This window comes from Mesocryomonas fontinalis, from assembly GCF_055730125.2.
The window spans coordinates 213,008-231,010 of the sequence record NZ_JBUZWG020000001.1 but is presented as its reverse complement, the minus strand read 5'-3'; the positions used below and the strand labels follow the sequence as shown (position 1 = coordinate 231,010).

The following is an 18,003-nucleotide window of genomic DNA, read 5'->3' as shown; positions in this document are numbered from 1 at the left end:
TCAGACCCGCTCCAGCGCGACGGAAATCCCCTGGCCGACGCCGATGCACATGGTGGCGAGTGCCCGGCGCTGGTTGGTGAGAGCAAGCTCCAGCGCCGCCGTCCCGGTGATCCGCGCGCCCGACATGCCGAGCGGATGGCCGAGCGCGATCGCCCCGCCGTTCGGATTGACCCGCGCGTCGTCGTCGGCGATGCCGAGGTCGCGGAGCGTCGCGAGGCCCTGGCTGGCGAAGGCCTCGTTCAGCTCGATGACGTCGAAATCGGCGGCCGAAAGTTTCAACCGGTCGAGGAGCTTCTTCGTCGCCAGCGCCGGGCCGAAGCCCATGATGCGCGGCGCAAGCCCGGCGGTCGCACCGCCGAGGACGCGGGCGATCGGCGTCAGGCCATGGCGGCGGGCGGCGGCCTCGCTGGCGATGATCAGCGCCGCCGCGCCGTCGTTGACGCCAGAGGCATTGCCGGCGGTGACCGAGCCGCCCTGGCGGAACGGCGTCTTCAGCGCCGCGAGGCCCTCGAGGGTCGTGTCGGCCCGCGGATGCTCGTCGCGCTCGACCAGCTTCGGATCGCCGCGCTTCTGCGCCACGGAAACGGGCGTGATCTCTTGTGCAAGGCGCCCATTGGCCTGCGCGGCGACAGCCTTCTGCTGCGAGCGCCAGGCGAACAGATCCTGGTCCTCCCGTGACACGGCAAAATCCTCGGCGACGTTCTCGCCGGTCTCCGGCATGGAATCGACGCCGTAGAGGGTCTTCATCATGGGGTTGACGAAGCGCCAACCGATGGTGGTGTCGTGGATTTCCGCCTGGCGGGAGAAGGCAACATCGGCCTTCGGCATGACGAACGGCGCCCGGCTCATGCTCTCGACGCCGCCGGCGATCATCAACTCGGCCTCGCCGGCCTTGATGGCGCGCGCCGCGGTGATCACGGCATCCATGCCGGAGCCGCAGAGGCGGTTGATCGTCGTGCCCGGCACGCTGTCGGGCAAGCCCGCCAAGAGCAGCGACATGCGCGCGACGTTGCGGTTGTCCTCGCCGGCCTGGTTGGCGCAGCCGAAGACCACCTCGTCCACCGCGGCGAAATCGACGCCGGGATGGCGCTCCATCAGCGCCTTCAGCGGGATCGCGCCGAGATCGTCGGCGCGGACGGAGGAGAGCGCGCCGGCATAGCGGCCGATCGGGGTGCGCACATAGGCGCAGATATAGGCTTCTGGCATCTCAGATCTCCGGCACGACGAGGTCGAGGACGGGGCCATCGACATGCAGCGTCGCCCCGGTCATCGCCTGCAGCTCTTCCAGCGACAGCGCCGCCAGCTTCTCGCGCAGGACGAAGCGTCCGGCCTCGATGTCGACGACGGCAAGGCTGGTATAGACCCGCGTGACGCAGCCGACACCGGTCAGCGGCAAGGTGCAGCGCTCGACGAGCTTTGGCTTGCCGTCCTTGGTGACGTGATCGGTGATAACGGCGACGCGCTTGGCGCCGTGAACGAGGTCCATCGCGCCGCCGACCGCCGGCACGCCTCTCGGCCCGGTCGACCAGTTGGCGAGATCGCCGGTCTCGGCCACCTCGTAGGCGCCGAGGATCGCGACGTCGAGATGGCCGCCGCGCACCATGGCAAAGCTGTCGGCATGGTGGAAGAAGGCGGTGCCGGGCTTCAGCGTCACCGCCTTCTTGCCGGCATTGATCAGGTCCCAGTCCTCCTCGCCCGCTTGCGGCGCCTCGCCGAAGCCGAGGATGCCGTTCTCGGTGTGGAAGATCGCCTGCCGGCCCGGCGGCTGGAAGCGCGCCACCATCTCGGGAAAGCCGATACCGAGATTGACGTAGGCGCCGTCCTCGATGTCCTGCGCGGCGCGCCAGGCGATCTGGGTGGAGGTCAGTCGGGAACTCATCGGGCGGTCTCCGGATAGGCGGCCTTGGCGCGGTTCAGGACTTCCTCCTGGGCGGGATCGGCCACCTCGACCAGACCTTGCACGAAGATGCCGGGCGTCACCACGTGCTCGGGGTCGATCTCGCCGGGCGCGACGATCTTCGAGACCTGCACGATGGTGACGGCCGCCGCCATGCACATCAGCGGGTTGAAGTTGCGGGCGGCCTTATTGAAGGTGAGGTTGCCGAGCGTGTCGCCGAGATGCGCCTTCACCAGCGCGACGTCGGCCTTCAGCCAGCGCTCGCGGATATAGGAGCGGCCCTCGAACACCTCGACCGGCTTGCCCTCGGCAAGGTCGGTGCCGTAGCCGGTGGGCGTATAGAAGGCCGGGATACCGGCGCCGCCGGCGCGGATGCGCTCGGCGAGCGTTCCCTGGGGCACCAGTTCCAGCTCGATCTCGCCGGCAAGATACCTGTCGGTGAAGACCCGCGGGTCGGCCGAGCGCGGGAAGGAGCAGATCAGCTTGGCGACCATGCCCTGCGCGATCAGCGCGGCGAGGCCGACATCGCCATTGCCGGCATTGTTGTTGACGACCGTGAGGTTCGTCGGCCGGCCCGTTTCGATGAAGCGGTCGATCAGGGCGTGGATCAGTTCGATCGGCGCACCTGAGCCGCCGAAACCGCCGATCATCACCGTCGCCCCGTCCTCGATGCCCGCAACGGCCTCGGCAAGGCTGCTCAGCGTCTTGTCCATGTCACTCCTTTGCGGGGACAGCCCCGCCGCGTGCAGAAAGAAAGGGAGCGCCGTCCCGCAGCGCCGAGGCGCCGGGAACAAGCGTCCTCAGATGTCGAGAAAGACCGTTTCGCTCTCGCCCTGCAGGCGAATATCGAAGGTGAAGACCGGCAGCCCGTCGCGCTCGGTCCGCGGGGCGATCAGCGTCTCGCGGCGTTCCGGCGACGGAATGCGCTGGAGCAGCGGATCGGCGGCATTCGCTTCTGCCGCGTCGGCGAAATAGAGCCGGGTGTGCAGGCCGAGATTGATGCCGCGGGCAACGATCCAGACGGTGATGTGCGGCGCCTGCAGCCGACCGTCCGGCATCGGCACCGGGCCCGGGCGGATGGTCTCGAAGCGGAACGTGCCGTCGACGTCCGAAACCGGCTGGCGTCCCCAGCCGGAGAAGGCGGGGTCGGCCTGCCCCCTGGTCTCGGCGGGCGACGGATGAAGGCCGGCGGCGTCGGCCTGCCAGATCTCGATCAGCGCGTCGCGCACCGGGGCCCCCGCCCCGTCGGTCAGCCGGCCCTCGACGAGAATACGCTCGCCCTTCGTTTCCGGGCCGACGAGAACCAGGCCGAGATCGTCCCGCCAGACGCCGGCGATCTCGACCCAGTTCGGGTTGGTGCCGATGTGGACGTAGGGACCCGCGGTCTGCGACGGCGACTCGTTGAGATAGGCGAGCGACTGGACCATCAATTGCCCTCCATCCGGTTCTCGAACATCGTCGACCGCCGGCCGCGCAGGACGATGTCGAACTTGTAGGCGAGACTGTCCATCGGGATCGTCGCATGGCGATCCAGCGCGGCCACCAGCTGCTCGATCGCGGACCTGTCGGGGATGGTGCGCACGATCGGGCACTGCCAGATCATTGGGTCGCCCTCGAAATACATCTGCGTCACCAGTCTCTGCGCAAAGGCATGGCCGAACACCGAGAAATGGATATGCGCCGGGCGCCAGTCGTTGACGCCGTTCGGCCAGGGATAGGCGCCCGGCTTCACCGTCCGGATGGCATAGCCGCCCTCGGCATTGGTGATCGCCCGCCCGCAGCCGCCGAAATTCGGGTCGAGGGCGGCACGGTAGCCCTCGTTCTTGTGGCGATAGCGCCCGCCGGCATTGGCTTGCCAGAACTCCAGGAGGGCGCCCGGCACCGGCCGCCCGGCCTCGTCGAGTACCCGGCCGTAGACGACGATGCGCTGGCCGATCGCCTCGCCGCCGTCCTGGCTGAAATTACGGATCAGGTCGTTGTCATCGGGGCCGAGGATGTCCCGGCCGAAGACCGGCCCGGTCTCCTCCGAGAGCGTCGTCGGCATCGACAGCAGCGCGTGCTGCGGGGCGCGCAGGACGGAGGTCTTGTAGGTCGGCGTCAGCGCCGGCGGATGCCAGGACCGGTCGCGCGGGAAATAGCCGCCGCTCATCGGTCTTCTCCCGCCGCGCCCATGTCGGACAGCGTCGCCTTGGCGATCTTGATGGCGTGGTTGGCGGCGGGAACGCCGGCATAAACCGCGACATGCATCAGCGCCTCGGCGATGTCCTCGGCCGTGGCACCGGTATTGGCGGTAGCGCGCACGTGCATCGCCACCTCCTCGTCCTGGCCGAGCGCGGCGAGGAGCGCGATCGTCACGATCGAGCGCTCGCGCCGGGTGAAATGCGCGCGCGACCAGACGGTGCCCCAGGCGCCCTCGGTGATGAAGCGCTGGAAGGCGGCGTCGAACGGCGTGATGCCGGCGGTGGCGCGATCGACATGGGCGCTGCCGAGAACCGCGCGCCGCACCGCCATGCCGGCGTCATACGCCGTAGCGCCGGACCTCTCCGCCGGGCTCTCGGCCGCCTCCGTCGACGCCTGCCGAGGGGTCGCCGACAGCGCGAGATGACCGCGGATCGCCGCGGCGACCTCGGCGGGATGCTCGAGGCACGGCAGGTGACCGGCACCGGCAATGGTCTCGAAGCGCGCGCCCGGAATGCGCCGCGCCGTTGCCTCGACGGTGTCGGGCGGGGTGGCGAGATCGCCGTCGCCGACGAGCACCAGCGTCGGGGCGCGGATGCCGGCGACGTCTTCGGTGAGGTCGGCATCGCGCAACGCCGAAGCGATGCCGGCATAACCGGCGGTGCTCGTCTGCGAGAGCATCGCGCGCCAACCGGCCAGCACCGCCGGCTGCGCCTTGGCGAAGGCCAGCGAGACCCAGCGTGCGGCAACAGCCTCGGCGATCCCCGTCACGCCGCCTGCCTCGACGGCGGCGATGCGCTCGTTCCAGCCCTCCGCGTTGCCGATCTTCGCCGCCGTATCCATCAGCACCAGCGCATCGACGCGCCCTGGATGGCTGAGCGCAATGCCTTGCGCCACGAGGCCGCCGACGGAGAGGCCGACCAGCGATGCGCTCGGCCAGTCCAGCACGTCGAGGAGACCGATGGCGTCCGCGACGAGGCGGTCGAGGCTGTAAGGGGCGGGCGTCGCCTCGCTCAGACCGTGCCCCCGCATGTCGTAGGTCAGGATCTCGCAATGTGGCGCGAGGAGCGCCGCGACGTCGTCCCAGATCCGGAAGTCGGAGCCGAGCGAATTGAGGAAGAGGATGCGGCGCCCTCCCGGTGTCCCGGCCAGGCGGTAGTGCACGGCGATGCCGTCGACCGTCGTGAATGCCATGTGCCTCCCCCCTCTGCTGCCGGGATCTTGTATAATCGGCAGGCGCGGTGATGCAAAATGAGGATTGCGACGCCGGATATAACCGGGGAGTTATGGTGCATGCTGACATCCTCGATTCGCCTTCGCCATCTCCGCACCTTCGTCACCGTCGCGCGGGAGGGCAGCATCGGGCGCGCCGCCGGGGTGCTCTCGGTCACCCAGCCGGCGGTGTCGAAGACCTTGAAGGAGCTGGAGCTGATCCTCGGGGTGACGCTGCTCGACCGGTCGCGGCGCGGCGGCTTCCTCCTGCCGGCGGGCGAAATGTTCCTGCGCCACGCCGAGACGAGCCTGTCGGCCCTGCGCCAGGGGGTGGAGGAGCTCGAGGGCCTCGGCGCCACCGAGGCTTTGCCGGTGCGGGTCGGCGCGCTGCCGACGGTCTCGGCGCGTCTGCTGCCGCCCGCCATCCAGCGCTACCGCGCGCATGGGCCCCGCGCCGCGCCGCGCATCGTCACCGGGCCGACCGCCTACCTGATGGCACAGCTGCGGCAAGGCGACCTCGACATCGTCATCGGCCGCATGAGCGCCGCGGAGGAGATGACCGGGCTGCTGTTCGAGCATCTCTACTCCGAGCGGATCGTGTTCGCCGCGCGGGCGGGCCACCCGCTGGCGGGGCTCGCCTCGCCCGGCGCGGAGATCGGCCGGTTCGAATGCCTGATGCCGCCGCCGGGCTCGGTGATCCGCCCGACGGTGGACCGGCTCTTCCTCGCCGCCAACCTTCCGCGACCGGCCTCCATCGTCGAGACGGTCTCGCTGGCTTTCGGCCGCACATATGTCCGCGCGACCGATGCGCTATGGATCATCTCCGAGGGCGTGGTGCTGGAGGACGTGCGCGCCGGGGTGATGACCCTCCTCGCCATCCCGACGGCCGACACGCTCGGCCCGGTCGGCATCTCGACCCGCGCCGGCCTGCCGCTGTCGCCCTCGGCTGAGCTGCTCCTCGCCAACCTGCGGCTGGTCGCCGCGGAGATCCGGGCAGAGCAGGCCAACTCCGGCGAGTGACCCGGCGCCGATGTTGCAATCACGAACTAGTTCGTACACTTTCGGAAAGACCCGCTGGGACAAGCGGGAGCCATTCTGGGAGGAAGTCGACGCATGTGCCCCCCGAACTGTCTGCATTCCGTCTGCGAGACGGCGACACGCCGCGGCCTCCTGAAGGGCGGCTTCGGCCTTGGCCTGGGGCTCGCCGCCGCCGGTCTCGGCCTCAGCCCGCCGGCGCAGGCCGCCGCCCCCGCACCCGAGTTTCGCTTCTCGAAGGTCCACGACCTCACCCACACGCTGTTCGAAGGCTTTCCGACCTTTAGCGGGGAGAAGTGGTTCACGGTCGAGAAGCCGGTGACCTGGGCGAAAGACAAGGTGAACCTCCACCGCTGGACGCTGATGGAGCACACCGGCACGCACATCGACGCGCCGCTGCACTTCTCGGAGAACGGCATGAGCGTCGACATGATTGATATCGCCGACCTCGTGGTGCCGCTGGCGGTGATCGACATCCGCGCCCGGGCGGCGGAGGACGCCGACGCGGCCCTGACGCCGGACGACATCAAGGCCTGGGAAGCCGAAAACGGCGAGCTTCCCGAGGGTTGCTGCGTGGCGATGAACTCCGGCTGGCACAGGCTTCTCGACCAGCCGAAGTTCACCGGGCGCGATGCCGAGGGCCGGAACCATACGCCCGGCTTCCACGCCGAGACGGCCGACTTCTTGATCACCGAGCGCCGGGTCAAGGGGATCGCCGTCGACACGCTGTCGCTCGACCGGGGCCTCGCCTCCGCCGGCGACTTTCCCGTCCACTACCAGTGGCTCGGCAGCGGGCGCTGGGGCGTCGAGGCGATCGCCGGGCTCGACGACCTGCCCGCGAAGGGCGCGATGCTGGTCGTCGCCGGCCCGAAGGTCCGGGGCGGCACTGGCGGCCCCAGCCGGGTCATCGCCCTCGTCTGAGCCGGCAGACGATCTGAAGACCGCCGGCCGGTGCCTCTTGCGACCCGGCCGGGTCCCTCGCCCAGCGGAGCCACGCCATGAAGACCTCGATTGCCACCGTCTCCCTCTCGGGCGACCTTGCCGACAAGCTGAGCGCCACGGCGGCGGCCGGGTTCGATGCCGTCGAGATCTTCGAGAACGATTTCCTCGCCTTCGATCTCGGCGCCCGCGACGTCGGCAAGATGGTGCGGGATGCCGGGCTGGAAATCTCGCTGTTCCAGCCGTTCCGCGACTTCGAGGGCCTGCCCGAGCCGCAGCGCGCGAAAGCCTTCGACCGGGCTCGGCGCAAGTTCGAGACGATGAACGAGCTCGGCACCGACCTCATCCTGATCTGCTCCACCGTCTCGCCGCTGGCGCTCGGCGGCATCGACCGGGCCGCCGACGATCTGCGTGATCTCGGCGAGATCGCGAGGGCCGCCGGCGTGCGCATCGGCTACGAGGCCCTCGCCTGGGGCCGCTATGTCAGCGACCACCGCGATGCCTGGGAGATCGTGCGGCGCGCCGACCATCCGAATGTCGGCCTGATCCTCGACAGTTTCCACACTCTTTCGCGCGGCATCGACCCCGGCTCGATCCGCTCGATCCCGAAGGACAAGATCTTCATCGTCCAGATGGCGGATGCGCCGAAGCTCGACCTCGACCTGCTCTCGTGGAGCCGGCACTACCGCAACATGCCAGGCCAGGGCGAGCTGCCGGTCGCCGACTTCATGGCCGCCGTCGAGGCGACGGGCTATGCCGGCTACTACTCGCTGGAGATCTTCAACGACCAGTTCCGCGCCGGCTCGGCCCGCCAGACGGCGGTCGACGGGCGGCGCTCGCTGTTCTTCCTGATGGACCGGCTGAAGGCGGAGGGGCGCGCCTTGAATGGCCCCTCGGAGAAGGAGCCGTTTCCCCCGCCGGCAAAGACCAGCGGCGTCTCCTTCTGCGAGTTCGCCACCGACCGTGCTTCGGCGACGAGACTTTCGGCGCTGCTGACGTCGATCGGCTTCCGCCATGCCGGGCATCACCGCTCCAAGGATGTCGACCTCTACGCACAAGGCGATCTGCGCGTCGTGGTGAACACCGAGACGGAAGGCCTCGCCCACTCGTCCTACGTCGTCCACGGTACCAATGTCTGCGCGCTCGGGCTTCGCATGGCCGATGCCGCAGCGGCGCTCAAGCGGGCCGAGGGACTGCTCGCCGCGCCCTTCCGCCAGCCCGTCGGCCCCGGTGAGTTGGAGTTGCCGGCGATCCGCGGCGTCGGCGGCAGCCTCCTCTATCTCGCCGCCGAGGACGATGCGCTGGAGCGGCAGTGGGAGATCGATTTCGCCCTCGAGCCAGGCTGGAACAGCCATCACGGCGCGGGGCTAGCAGTGGTCGACCATGTCGCGCAGACCGTGCGCTACGAGGACATGCTGTCCTGGACGCTGTTCTACCACTCGATCTTCGATCTGAAGGTCATGCCGCCGATCGAGGTACCCGATCCCGGCGGGCTGGTGCTGAGCCAGGTGCTGGAGAATGCCGATGGGAGCTTGCGCGTCGTGCTCAACGGCTCGCAGTCGGTCCGCACGCTGTCGGCCCGCTTCGTCAGCCAGTTCGTCGGCCCGGGCGTCCAGCATGTGGCCTTCCGCACCGAAAACATAATGAAGACCGTCGAGACTCTCCGCGCCAACGGCGTCGAGCTCCTGCGCATCCCGCAGAACTACTATGACGACCGCGAGGCGAAGTTCGACCTGGCGCCCGAGATGCTCGACGCGATGCGCCGCGCCGGCGTCCTCTACGACCGCGACGAGGCCGGCGAGTATTTCCAGATCTACCTGAAGGCGCTCGACGGCGGCTTTTTCATCGAGATCGTCGAGCGGCGCGGCTATCGCGGCCTCGGGGCGGCCAATGCGGCGATCCGGCTGGCCACCCAGTCCCGCTCCTCACCCGCCGGCATTCCGACGCGGTAGCCATCGCCCGAGCCGCCCGCGTCAGGCGGTCCGCAGCAGCGCCAGGACGGCGTCCTGCAGCAGCGACTTCTGGCGGGCGCGGGCCGTCGGCTCGGCGAGGTCGCGGCCGAAGATCGTGCCGAACGTATGGCGGTTGGAGACGCGGAAGAAGCAGAAGGACGAAATCAGCATGTGCAGGTCGATCGGATCGACCGCGCGGTTGAACACGCCGCTCTTCTTGCCGCGGGTGAGGATCGTCTCGATGGTCGAGATCACCGAGACATTTAGCCGGCTGAGGCTGGTCGACTGGCGCATGTGCTCGGCGCGGTGGATGTTCTCGATCGTCACCAGGCGGATGAAGGCGGGGTGCGCCTCGTCATAGTCGAAAGTGAAGTCGATCAGCCTTCGCATCGCCTCGACGGGATCGAGCTCGGCCAGCTTCAGCTCGTCCTCGACCTTGCGGATGGCCGCATAGGCGTCCTCCAGAACGGCAAGGTAGAGCCCCTCCTTCGAACCGAAGTGATAGTAGATCATCCGCTTGGAGGTGCGGGTGCGGGCGGCGATCGCATCGACCCGGGCGCCCGACAGCCCGTTCGCGGCAAATTCCTCGCAGGCGACGCGCAGGATGTCGCTCCGGGTCTGCTCGGTGCGGTCGCGCTGGCCGATGCGGACGGCGGCTGCCCCGCCACCGCTCTGGTCGCCGACGGGCCGCTCCGACACCCCGTCCGAACTCTCAGTTGTCATCTCGCCCCACGTGTTCCGGACCCGACTTCGACAGATATCACCTGACCGCCTATACCGTGACATGCCGAACACCTTCCGGCCTACCACGAAACTCAGCATTTGACCTAACGAACCGGTTAGTACATCTTTCTTCCCGTCGGGGCAGCAGGGTGGAGCGGCTGCCGCGATGACAAGTCTCCGCCGTGCGCGACCGGAACTTCCCGAGGGAAGCCCGCCGCGATGCAGGCGGGGGACAGAACAAGCGCGAATGCGCCGATCGGTTCGGGAGGACATCTGGTCATGAAGCGAATCGTCGATGCCTATTTCGCCCTGCTGAAGGTCGCCATCGTGCTGCTTCTGGCCGGCATGGTCGTGCTGGTCTTCGGCAATGTCGTGCTGCGCTACGCCTTGAACAGCGGCATCACCATGTCGGAGGAACTGTCGCGGCTCGCCTTCGTCTGGCTGATCTTCCTCGGCGCGGCGCTTGCCTTGCGCGATCATGCCCATATCGGCATCGACAGCCTCATCCGGGCTTTGCCGCCCCTTGCCGCGAAGGCCTGCGTCCTCCTCGGCTACGCCCTGATGCTCGTCGCTTGCGTGCTGCTGTTCCAGGGCGGCCTCGAGCAGGCGATGCTGACCTGGACGGCGGTGACACCGGCCGCCGGCATCTCGATGAGCTGGTTCATGATCCCGGTCGTCGTCTTCGCCGTCACCGCCTTCCTCGTCCTCGGCGTCGAGTCCCTCGCGATCCTCACCGGGCGGATCGACATCGCCAGCGCCGTTCTCGTGCAGGAATCCGAAGATCTCCTGGACGCCGACGCCGCCCACCCGCACCCCAAGCCGGCTGCCGCCGGTCCTGGCCGCTGAGGAGACGGGCATGGTCGTCGCGGTCTTCCTCGGTTCGCTTCTCGGCACGATGGCGCTCGGCATGCCGATCGCCTTCGCGCTCGTCCTCTCCGGCGTCGCGCTGATGATCCACATGGATCTGTTCGACGGCCAGATCGTCGCGCAGACCATCCTGCAGGGCGCCGACAGTTTTACCCTGATCGCCGTCCCGTTCTTCATGCTCGCCGGCGAAATCATGAACCAGGGCGGCCTCTCCAAGCGGATCGTCAACCTGGCCGTAGCGCTGGTCGGCCACCGCCGCGGCGGGCTCGGCTTCGTCTGCATCCTGGCGGCCTGCGTCCTCTCCAGCCTGTCCGGCTCGGCGGTCGCGGACGCGGCGGCCCTCGCCGCGCTGCTGATGCCGATGATGGTGCGGTCCGGTCATGATCCGGCGATGTCGGGCGGCCTCATCGCGTCGTCCGCGATCATCGGCCCGATCATCCCGCCCTCGATCGGCTTCATCCTCTACGGCGTCGTCGGCGGCGTCTCGATCACCAAGCTGTTCCTCGCCGGCATCGTGCCCGGCCTGATGATCGGCGCGGCGCTCTGCGTTGCCTGGCTCGTCGTCATCCGCAAGGAGAACATCGCGCTGCCGGTGCGCGCGAGCGCCGGCGAGCGGCGGCATGCGCTGGTCTCCAGCCTCTGGGCGCTGATGCTGCCGGTCATCATCATCTTCGGCCTGAAGTTCGGGGTGTTCACCCCGACCGAAGCCGGCGTCGTCGCCGCGGTCTACTCGCTGTTCGTGGCGATGGTGGTCTACCGCGAGCTGACGCCGTCCATGCTCTTCGGCGTGTTCGCCGCCGCGGCCAAGACGACGGCGGTGGTGATGTTCCTCGTCGCCGCCGCCTCGGTCTCGGCGTGGCTGATCACCGTCGCCGACCTGCCCGGCGCGATGGTGGCGCTGCTCGAGCCGCTGATGGATAACCAGACGCTGCTGCTCATCGCCATCATGGTGCTGATCGTCGCCGTCGGCACCGCCATGGACATGACGCCGACCATCCTGATCCTGACGCCGGTGCTGCTGCCGGTGATCCGGGAGGCCGGCATCGACCCGGTCTATTTCGGCGTCCTCTTCATCATCAACAACTCGATCGGACTCATAACCCCGCCGGTCGGCACGGTGCTGAACGTCGTCTGCGGCGTCGGCGGCATCTCGATGGCGAAGCTGATCCGCGGCGTCTGGCCGTTCATGGTGGCGCAGCTGATCGTCCTGATGCTGCTCGTCCTGTTCCCGGCGCTCGTCATGGTGCCGGCTGCCTTCTTCTCCGGCCGCTGACCGCGTCGCTTTTCGCCCGCGCCTGACCGCACGGGCCATCACACCGCCTTCGGGCACAACCGGGACGGAACAATCCGTCCCCCTCGGGAGGAACCACACCATGCGCATGAGCACCACCATCGCCGCCGCTCTCGGCCTCGCCACGATCCTCGGCTCGGCCGGGATGGCCGGGGCGGAGATTCAGGAGCGGACCATCAAGTTCGCCGCGCAGAACTCCAAGGGCCACCCGCAGGTGACCGGCATGGAGCGCTTCGCCGAGCTGGTGAAGGAGAAGAGCGGCGGCAAGATCACGGTGAAGCTCTTCCCCGGCGGCACGCTCGGCGGCGACGTCCAGACCCTCGCCTCGATCCAGGGCGGCACCGTGGAGATGAGCGTGATGAACGCCGGCATCCTGTCGGGCACGGTGAAGGAGTTCGGCGTCGTCGACCTGCCTTTCCTGTTCGGCACGCCCGAAGAGGCCGATGCCGTGATGGACGGCAAGATCGGCACCGATCTGATGAACCGGCTGCCCGAGCACCGCCTCGTCGGCCTCGGCTTCTGGGAGCTCGGCTTCCGCCACCTCAGCAACAACCGCCACCCGGTCGAGAGCGTCGACGACGTCAAGGGCCTGAAGATCCGCACCGTGCAGTCCGCCGTGCCGCTCGCCACCTTCAACGCACTTGGCGCCAACGCGGTGCCGCTGCCCTATCCCGAGCTCTACAGCGCGCTGGAGACCGGCACCGTCGACGGCCAGGAGAACCCGCTCTCCAACATCGTCAACGCCAAGTTCACCGAAGTGCAGAAGTACCTGACCCTCACCGGCCACCAGTACAACCCGCAGATCGTGCTGATCTCGAAGGTGTTCTGGGACAAGCTGGACCCCGAGGAGCAGACGCTGCTGCAGGCCTCGGCCACCGAGGCCCGCGACTACCAGCGCAAGGTCTCGCGCGACGCCAATGCCGGCTTCCTCGCCGAGATCAAGAAGACCGACATGGCGGTCATCGAACTCTCGCCGGAGAAGCTCGACGCGTTTCGCAAGGCGGTCGAGCCGGTCGTCGCCGAGTTCCGCGAGACGATCGGCGCCGAGACGGTCGACGCGGTGCTCGCCCAGCTGAACACCCTCCGCGGCACCAAGTAAGCCGACGCCCGTGGCGGCGGGCACACGCCCGCCGCCACGGCATCCCCCTTTGCGCGAAAGCCACGTCATGCTCGACACCCACACCAAGGCGATCCAGGTCGGCCTCATCGGCAGCGGCATCCAGCTCTCGCGCTCGCCGGCGCTGCACGAGGCGGAAGGACGCGCCAACGGCCTCGCGCTCCGCTATGAACTGATCGACCTCGATGTCCGCGGCGTCGGGCTCGCCGCCCTCCCCGCGCTGCTGCGGGAAGCAGAGGAGCGCGGCTTTGCCGGCGTCAACATCACCCACCCCGCCAAGCAGGCGGTGATCGCCGAACTCGACACGCTCTCGCCGGAGGCCAAGGCACTCGGTGCGGTCAACACCGTGGTGCTGCAGGATGGCCGGCGCATCGGGCACAACACCGACTGTTCAGGCTTTGCCGAAAGCTTTCGCCGCGGCCTGCCGGACGCCGATCTCGCCGATGTCGTCCAGCTGGGTGCCGGCGGCGCCGGGGCGGCCGTCGCCCGCGCTCTGCTGCAGCTCGGCGCGCAGAAACTCACGATCTTCGACCAGGAGCTCGCGCGGGCCGAGCATCTCGCCGAAAAGCTGGCGCGGCAGTTTCCGGACGCAGCCGTCGGCGCCGGCACCGACCTCTGCACCGCCATGGGCGAGGCACGGGGCCTCGTCCACGCCACCCCGACCGGCACCGCCGCCCATCCAGGCCTGCCGCTCGACGCGGATCTGATCGAGCCGCGCCATTTCGTGGCCGAAATCGTCTACTTCCCGCTGGAGACGGCGCTGCTACGCCTCGCCCGCGGCAAAGGCTGCCGGACCGTCGACGGTGGCGGCATGGCCGTCTTCCAGGCCGCCGGCGCCTTCCGGCTGTTCACCGGCGTCGAGCCCGACGCCGAGCGCATGCTCGCCGCCTTCGCGGCAATGGGTGCCTGAGAGCGCAACGGGTGGACCGCGGCCGATGGAGTTTGGGGGGCGGGGTCCCAGCCGGCAGCTGTACTAGCGGCTCTCGTCTGAACGCCCCGACGCCCCGAACGGATTAGACGGATTGGGCGCCGTGTCAGCCCCCACAATGCTGACGGCATCACCGCATCCGGCTTTTGATCTTGCTTCGACGTGGCGCTGCGCGAAAGCCGCTCTACCTGATGGGCTCGCCTATATGCGCGCCGGAGGGCCGGAAGGCCACGCTCAAGGCGGCGACGGCCGTGGCAGTCACGGCTGCCTGCACGACGAACATCAAGGATACCAAGCATGAAAGACCTGCCGAAGATCATCTGCCACATGATGTCCTCCCTCGACGGCGGACTTCATCCCAGCCGCTATACGGAAAGCGCCGTCGGCGGCGTCAAGGATTGGAATGGCGCCTATGAGGCTGTCCATGACGCCCTGTCGGCCGATGCCTGGCTGGTCGGCCGGGTGACGATGGCAGAGATGGCCAAGGGTGAACCACATCCCCCGTCGGGCACGCCGACCGTCGAGCGGCCCCTCCACATCGCGCCGCGCGGGAGCGGGAAATATGCGGTCGCAATCGACCGGTCGGCCAAGCTTCACTTCCGCCAGGCCGAGATCAACGGCGACATGGTGATCGTGGTCCTCGGCAGCGACGTCGCGGACGGGCATCTGGCGGAGCTCGCGGCCGACGGGATCTCCTACATCGTGGCCGACGGACCGGAGATCGACCTCGCGGAGGCCCTTCGCACCTTGCGCCAGTCGTTCGGCATCGAAACCCTCCTGCTCGAGGGCGGCGGAAGCACCAACGGCTCTTTCTTCGCCGCAGGATTGGTCGACGAGCTCAGCGTCATCCTCGCGCCTGCGCTGGTCGGCCGGGTCAACGAGCAAGGCATCGTCGCCTTTGGGGATGAGGGTCTGAAGGGCAGGATCCGGCTCTCGCTGATCGGGGCCGAGCCACTGGCGCACGACCTGCTTCACCTGCGGTACGCGGTGAAAGCCGCCTGACGCGCCTCACCGGTCAAAGGACGCAATAGAGAGGCTCCGTCTGAGACGGTAGGTGTTCCTGCAGTCCGGTCTCTCCGGCCGGCCGCAGGGAGAACTATGGCACTGCGACGGCCTCAGACATTTATTTCCCTCCCAGCAGATTTTTCTTACGAAGACCGTTATTAATATTTATTGATGCTTACCCGCCTTGAGGGTGCGACAGGACAATATGCAACTCTGTACATTTCCGTACGGAACTTTCAAGAATTCCAAATGCTCGATGACGTCAATGTGATATGCAACCCATACGATAGCCGCAGAGGAGCGGCGATGATCGGATGATGTCGCGCTGCGACCAGATCGGAGCCGTTGAAGCGACGCCGGACGCTACGATCGAGTACGGAAAAGCGGTCGACGGCATCGCCGCGCCGAATGTAACTCGATCCTTCCAGGACGCTCGACTTGGCGGGCGCGCTGGCGCGATACGCCCGCTTTCCAGCAAGGCCGCTCGAAGCCGAACGTCCGCTTTCCACCCCGTTTGATCTCAGGCTACAGAGGAGACGACTCGCCGGCGGCTCCTTGTCCGCACCCGACGAAGCGGAGCGGCTACCGGATGCCGGATCGCGAGGCGAAGAAGCCGAGCGCCTCGCGGATGCCGGCAGGGATCGAGCCCATGTGATCGCCCGCGACCACGCGGTGCTCGGCATGCCCGCCTGCGGCGCGGGCGCGGGCGACGGTCAGGTCGATCGATGCGCTCGACCGGGTTTCCCGGTCGCCATGCGACATCAGAACCGGGCAGCGAAAGCCGGAGGCGAAGCAGACGGCCGAGCGCATTTCGATCTCTCGTGGATCTGACAGGTCGAACGGCGCCTCGTCGGCGAAGCGTTGGAAGAAGACGCGCGTGTCGGGCGAGGGCGAAAGCGCGGCCGAGCCCCGAAAGTTGCCGCTGAGTGCGGCGAGAAGCGTCAGCGTGCCGCCGACGCTGTGGCCGGCGACGAAGACGCGCTCCGGGTCGACGCCCGGCCGCGCGCGCAGCGCCTCGGCCGCCGCCAGCACGTCGTCGGTCTCGTCGTAGAAGGCGGAGAAGTCGCCGGGCTGCCCGTTCTCGCCGCGAAGCACCGGCATCAGCACCTGGTATCCCGCCGCGACGAAAGGCACCGCCAGATCCTGCCAGTGGCCGTGCCAGATCGCGTTGCCGCCATGGAGCACGAGCACGGCAGGCGTCGGGGACGAGGCGTCGCCTTTCGGGCTCGCCCAGGCGACGAGGTCGCGGCCCGCTGAGCGATAGCGCAGCGGTTCCGCTCCTTCCGGTGGATCCAGCGTATCGCCCTGGTCTGGTGCAGGATCATGTCGCAGAAGCTTCGTTCGAAACGCCGCCCGTGCGGCGCGATAGTCCCCGCCCAGCAGCGGCGGTTCAGGCAAGGCCACAGGGGCCAGCGTCTGAGCCAAGGCATGACGGGCGACGAACGGCGCAAGCGCGAGCGCGGCGATGGCGGCGCGGCGGTGGAGACGCATGGAGACACTCCGCTGTACGAAGGCAAGACATTCGCGCCCGGCTCGCGGCGGTTTCGTGGCAGGGCGAAGCGGTCGTGACGATCACGGCCGATGTAGGGTGCGCCCATCCAGGAACGTCTGCTTTCCCCTTCCGCTGAACCCGGACAGACCTGTGAAATCCGGCCGGAACTCCACTCGGTGCTCCGCGTCAGCCCCGCCCGCGAGATCATCCTCGGCGAAGTGGTCGGTCTCTTCGTTCGGAGCGACGCCCTCGACCCGACGAATCTCCATATCGACCAGCAGGTGATGGATGTCGTCGGCCGAATGGGCGGCCACACCTATGCAAGGACCCGCGACCAGTTCGACATCAAGACGAAGTCGAAGGAAGAATGGGCCGATCAAACTCGGCTCCGAGACTAAAGTCCCCTGAGAAGCGTCGGCGCCAGCTCCGGGGTCGTCACCGAGAACCCGGCGGGCCCGAGGCACCTGAAGAATTGACGGATGACGTCGATGCAGACCCGCACGAAAAGCGGTTTGACCGAGCCGTACATGTCGATGACCAGCAGCGTCGGGGCGGGCAACTCGTCGAGCAGAGGTCGCCGGGCGATCAGCTTGCCGTCCGCCGTCGCGCGGCCGACCGGGCGCATGTTCAGGATCGAGACGCCAAAGCCGCAGGCCACGGCAGAACGCACCGTCTCGTAGGACCGCGTACGGAACCTCACCTCGGGCCGTTTGGCCAGAATGTCGAAGAGGGTCATCAGGTAGGTCGCCGTCTGCGGCAGGTCGAGGAGGACCAGCGGCCGCTCCGCCAGGTCCGCCAGCCAGACCGCGTCCCGCTCCGCCAGCGGATCGTCGGCGTGGAGAACCGCATGCGCCGGCACGCGGCAGATCGGCGTGATACCGGTCGCCTCGATCGTGCCGATGTCATAGACGACGGCGAGATCAATCAGCCCGGCGCCGAGCCAGGCCTGGATCTGCACCTGATCGCCCTCCAGCAGGACGATCTCCACTTCGCCGACGCTCTCGACATAAAGTCGCAGCATGTCCGGCATGAAGAGCGCGCCGAAAGGCTCGAAACAGCCAATCCGCAGGACCTTCGGCACCGGCTGGCCGAGATCGCCAATGGCCCGGTCGAACTCGGTGGCAGCCAGCAGCATCGGCTGAGCCGCAGCGAGAAAACGCTCGCCGGCCGGGGTGACCGTCACGCCGCGCGCCGGCCGCCGATCGAAAATCCGCCCGCCGATTTCACCCTCGGCCAGATCGATCGCCGCGAGGATCGAGGACTGCGAAATGCTGAGGAGGCGCGAGGCTGCCTGCACGCTGCCGGACTGCGCGACGACATGGATGTAGCGCAAGTGCCGGATCGTGAGGTTCATCAGGAGAGTTCTT

The 18,003-nt window shown here is 68.2% G+C and carries 17 protein-coding genes and 1 pseudogene; 9 read left to right on the top strand and 9 right to left on the bottom strand.

Features of this window, described 5'->3' with window-relative positions; translation table 11 throughout:
- From pcaF to pcaDC, 6 genes are all read right to left on the bottom strand, one after another.
- The gene (gene pcaF / locus ACZL02_RS01090) at positions 1-1,206 is read right to left on the bottom strand and encodes a 3-oxoadipyl-CoA thiolase (RefSeq protein ID WP_472938352.1); all 1,206 of its coding nucleotides are present in this window, start codon (positions 1,204-1,206) and stop codon (positions 1-3) included.
- 1 nt (position 1,207) lies between these two features.
- On the bottom strand, positions 1,208-1,879 hold the full coding sequence (locus ACZL02_RS01085; RefSeq protein WP_472938351.1) for a 3-oxoacid CoA-transferase subunit B: 672 nt from the start codon (positions 1,877-1,879) through the stop codon (positions 1,208-1,210).
- Positions 1,876-2,610 (bottom strand): 3-oxoacid CoA-transferase subunit A, encoded by a 735-nt coding sequence (locus tag ACZL02_RS01080; RefSeq protein ID WP_472938350.1) that lies wholly within the window; start codon positions 2,608-2,610, stop codon positions 1,876-1,878. Before ACZL02_RS01080 ends, ACZL02_RS01085 begins: the two co-directional genes overlap by 4 nt.
- An 87-nt stretch (positions 2,611-2,697) precedes the next feature.
- The gene (gene pcaG / locus ACZL02_RS01075; protein WP_472938349.1) at positions 2,698-3,324 is read right to left on the bottom strand and encodes a protocatechuate 3,4-dioxygenase subunit alpha; all 627 of its coding nucleotides are present in this window, start codon (positions 3,322-3,324) and stop codon (positions 2,698-2,700) included.
- Positions 3,324-4,046, bottom strand: coding sequence for a protocatechuate 3,4-dioxygenase subunit beta (gene pcaH, locus ACZL02_RS01070; protein WP_472938348.1), 723 nt, complete (start codon positions 4,044-4,046; stop codon positions 3,324-3,326). The genes pcaG and pcaH overlap by 1 nt, the downstream gene beginning before the upstream one ends.
- Positions 4,043-5,269 carry a bifunctional 3-oxoadipate enol-lactonase/4-carboxymuconolactone decarboxylase PcaDC gene (gene pcaDC, locus ACZL02_RS01065; RefSeq protein ID WP_472938347.1) on the bottom strand — a complete coding sequence of 409 codons (1,227 nt, stop codon included), beginning with the start codon at positions 5,267-5,269 and terminating at the stop codon, positions 4,043-4,045. The genes pcaH and pcaDC overlap by 4 nt, the downstream gene beginning before the upstream one ends.
- 99 nt (positions 5,270-5,368) lie before the next feature.
- On the opposite strand from pcaDC, the gene pcaQ reads away from it, so the two are divergent.
- The 3 genes from pcaQ to ACZL02_RS01050 all read left to right on the top strand — a co-directional run bounded on the left by pcaQ (position 5,369) and on the right by ACZL02_RS01050 (position 9,213).
- Positions 5,369-6,307 carry a pca operon transcription factor PcaQ gene (pcaQ, locus tag ACZL02_RS01060; protein WP_472938346.1) on the top strand — a complete coding sequence of 313 codons (939 nt, stop codon included), beginning with the start codon at positions 5,369-5,371 and terminating at the stop codon, positions 6,305-6,307.
- A 93-nt stretch (positions 6,308-6,400) separates the two neighbouring features.
- Positions 6,401-7,243, top strand: a complete 843-nt coding sequence (locus tag ACZL02_RS01055; RefSeq protein WP_472938345.1) for a cyclase family protein — start codon at positions 6,401-6,403, stop codon at positions 7,241-7,243.
- A gap of 77 nt (positions 7,244-7,320) precedes the next feature.
- Positions 7,321-9,213 carry a bifunctional sugar phosphate isomerase/epimerase/4-hydroxyphenylpyruvate dioxygenase family protein gene (locus ACZL02_RS01050; RefSeq protein WP_472938344.1) on the top strand — a complete coding sequence of 631 codons (1,893 nt, stop codon included), beginning with the start codon at positions 7,321-7,323 and terminating at the stop codon, positions 9,211-9,213.
- Positions 9,214-9,234: 21 nt separating this feature from the next.
- Here the strand turns inward: ACZL02_RS01050 and ACZL02_RS01045 are convergent, their stop codons facing one another.
- Entirely contained in the window at positions 9,235-9,936 is a 702-nt protein-coding gene (locus ACZL02_RS01045; protein ID WP_472938343.1) for a TetR family transcriptional regulator, read from the bottom strand.
- Between the two features lie 279 nt (positions 9,937-10,215).
- On the opposite strand from ACZL02_RS01045, the gene ACZL02_RS01040 reads away from it, so the two are divergent.
- From ACZL02_RS01040 to ACZL02_RS01020, 5 genes are all read left to right on the top strand, one after another.
- Positions 10,216-10,782 carry a TRAP transporter small permease gene (locus ACZL02_RS01040; protein ID WP_472938342.1) on the top strand — a complete coding sequence of 189 codons (567 nt, stop codon included), beginning with the start codon at positions 10,216-10,218 and terminating at the stop codon, positions 10,780-10,782.
- Positions 10,783-10,792: 10 nt separating this feature from the next.
- The gene (locus tag ACZL02_RS01035; protein WP_472938341.1) at positions 10,793-12,076 is read left to right on the top strand and encodes a TRAP transporter large permease; all 1,284 of its coding nucleotides are present in this window, start codon (positions 10,793-10,795) and stop codon (positions 12,074-12,076) included.
- A 100-nt stretch (positions 12,077-12,176) separates the two neighbouring features.
- On the top strand, positions 12,177-13,193 hold the full coding sequence (locus ACZL02_RS01030; RefSeq protein ID WP_472938340.1) for a TRAP transporter substrate-binding protein: 1,017 nt from the start codon (positions 12,177-12,179) through the stop codon (positions 13,191-13,193).
- Positions 13,194-13,260: 67 nt separating this feature from the next.
- Positions 13,261-14,121, top strand: coding sequence for a shikimate dehydrogenase (locus ACZL02_RS01025; protein ID WP_472938339.1), 861 nt, complete (start codon positions 13,261-13,263; stop codon positions 14,119-14,121).
- 315 nt (positions 14,122-14,436) lie between these two features.
- Positions 14,437-15,141, top strand: a complete 705-nt coding sequence (locus ACZL02_RS01020; RefSeq protein ID WP_472938338.1) for a RibD family protein — start codon at positions 14,437-14,439, stop codon at positions 15,139-15,141.
- Between the two features lie 585 nt (positions 15,142-15,726).
- Here ACZL02_RS01020 and ACZL02_RS01015 read toward each other — a convergent pair.
- The gene (locus ACZL02_RS01015; RefSeq protein WP_472938337.1) at positions 15,727-16,635 is read right to left on the bottom strand and encodes an alpha/beta hydrolase family protein; all 909 of its coding nucleotides are present in this window, start codon (positions 16,633-16,635) and stop codon (positions 15,727-15,729) included.
- Positions 16,636-16,806: 171 nt separating this feature from the next.
- On the opposite strand from ACZL02_RS01015, the pseudogene ACZL02_RS01010 reads away from it, so the two are divergent.
- A pseudogene (locus ACZL02_RS01010) lies at positions 16,807-17,034 on the top strand (flavin reductase family protein); the annotation flags it as partial.
- Here ACZL02_RS01010 and ACZL02_RS01005 read toward each other — a convergent pair.
- Positions 17,031-17,990 (bottom strand): LysR family transcriptional regulator, encoded by a 960-nt coding sequence (locus ACZL02_RS01005; RefSeq protein ID WP_472938336.1) that lies wholly within the window; start codon positions 17,988-17,990, stop codon positions 17,031-17,033. The pseudogene ACZL02_RS01010 and the gene ACZL02_RS01005 sit on opposite strands and share 4 nt — an antisense overlap.
- Positions 17,991-18,003 lie beyond the last annotated feature (13 nt).

Excerpts from the sequence above, each read along its gene's own strand:
- pcaF (WP_472938352.1), bottom strand. The coding sequence starts at position 1,206 with ATGCCAGAAGCCTATATCTGCGCCTATGTGCGCACCCCGATCGGCCGC.
- ACZL02_RS01085 (WP_472938351.1), bottom strand. The coding sequence starts at position 1,879 with ATGAGTTCCCGACTGACCTCCACCCAGATCGCCTGGCGCGCCGCGCAG.
- ACZL02_RS01080 (WP_472938350.1), bottom strand. The coding sequence starts at position 2,610 with ATGGACAAGACGCTGAGCAGCCTTGCCGAGGCCGTTGCGGGCATCGAG.
- pcaG (WP_472938349.1), bottom strand. The coding sequence starts at position 3,324 with ATGGTCCAGTCGCTCGCCTATCTCAACGAGTCGCCGTCGCAGACCGCG.
- pcaH (WP_472938348.1), bottom strand. The coding sequence starts at position 4,046 with ATGAGCGGCGGCTATTTCCCGCGCGACCGGTCCTGGCATCCGCCGGCG.
- pcaDC (WP_472938347.1), bottom strand. The coding sequence starts at position 5,269 with ATGGCATTCACGACGGTCGACGGCATCGCCGTGCACTACCGCCTGGCC.
- pcaQ (WP_472938346.1), top strand. The coding sequence starts at position 5,369 with ATGCTGACATCCTCGATTCGCCTTCGCCATCTCCGCACCTTCGTCACC.
- ACZL02_RS01055 (WP_472938345.1), top strand. The coding sequence starts at position 6,401 with ATGTGCCCCCCGAACTGTCTGCATTCCGTCTGCGAGACGGCGACACGC.
- ACZL02_RS01050 (WP_472938344.1), top strand. The coding sequence starts at position 7,321 with ATGAAGACCTCGATTGCCACCGTCTCCCTCTCGGGCGACCTTGCCGAC.
- ACZL02_RS01045 (WP_472938343.1), bottom strand. The coding sequence starts at position 9,936 with ATGACAACTGAGAGTTCGGACGGGGTGTCGGAGCGGCCCGTCGGCGAC.
- ACZL02_RS01040 (WP_472938342.1), top strand. The coding sequence starts at position 10,216 with ATGAAGCGAATCGTCGATGCCTATTTCGCCCTGCTGAAGGTCGCCATC.
- ACZL02_RS01035 (WP_472938341.1), top strand. The coding sequence starts at position 10,793 with ATGGTCGTCGCGGTCTTCCTCGGTTCGCTTCTCGGCACGATGGCGCTC.
- ACZL02_RS01030 (WP_472938340.1), top strand. The coding sequence starts at position 12,177 with ATGCGCATGAGCACCACCATCGCCGCCGCTCTCGGCCTCGCCACGATC.
- ACZL02_RS01025 (WP_472938339.1), top strand. The coding sequence starts at position 13,261 with ATGCTCGACACCCACACCAAGGCGATCCAGGTCGGCCTCATCGGCAGC.
- ACZL02_RS01020 (WP_472938338.1), top strand. The coding sequence starts at position 14,437 with ATGAAAGACCTGCCGAAGATCATCTGCCACATGATGTCCTCCCTCGAC.
- ACZL02_RS01015 (WP_472938337.1), bottom strand. The coding sequence starts at position 16,635 with ATGCGTCTCCACCGCCGCGCCGCCATCGCCGCGCTCGCGCTTGCGCCG.
- ACZL02_RS01005 (WP_472938336.1), bottom strand. The coding sequence starts at position 17,990 with ATGAACCTCACGATCCGGCACTTGCGCTACATCCATGTCGTCGCGCAG.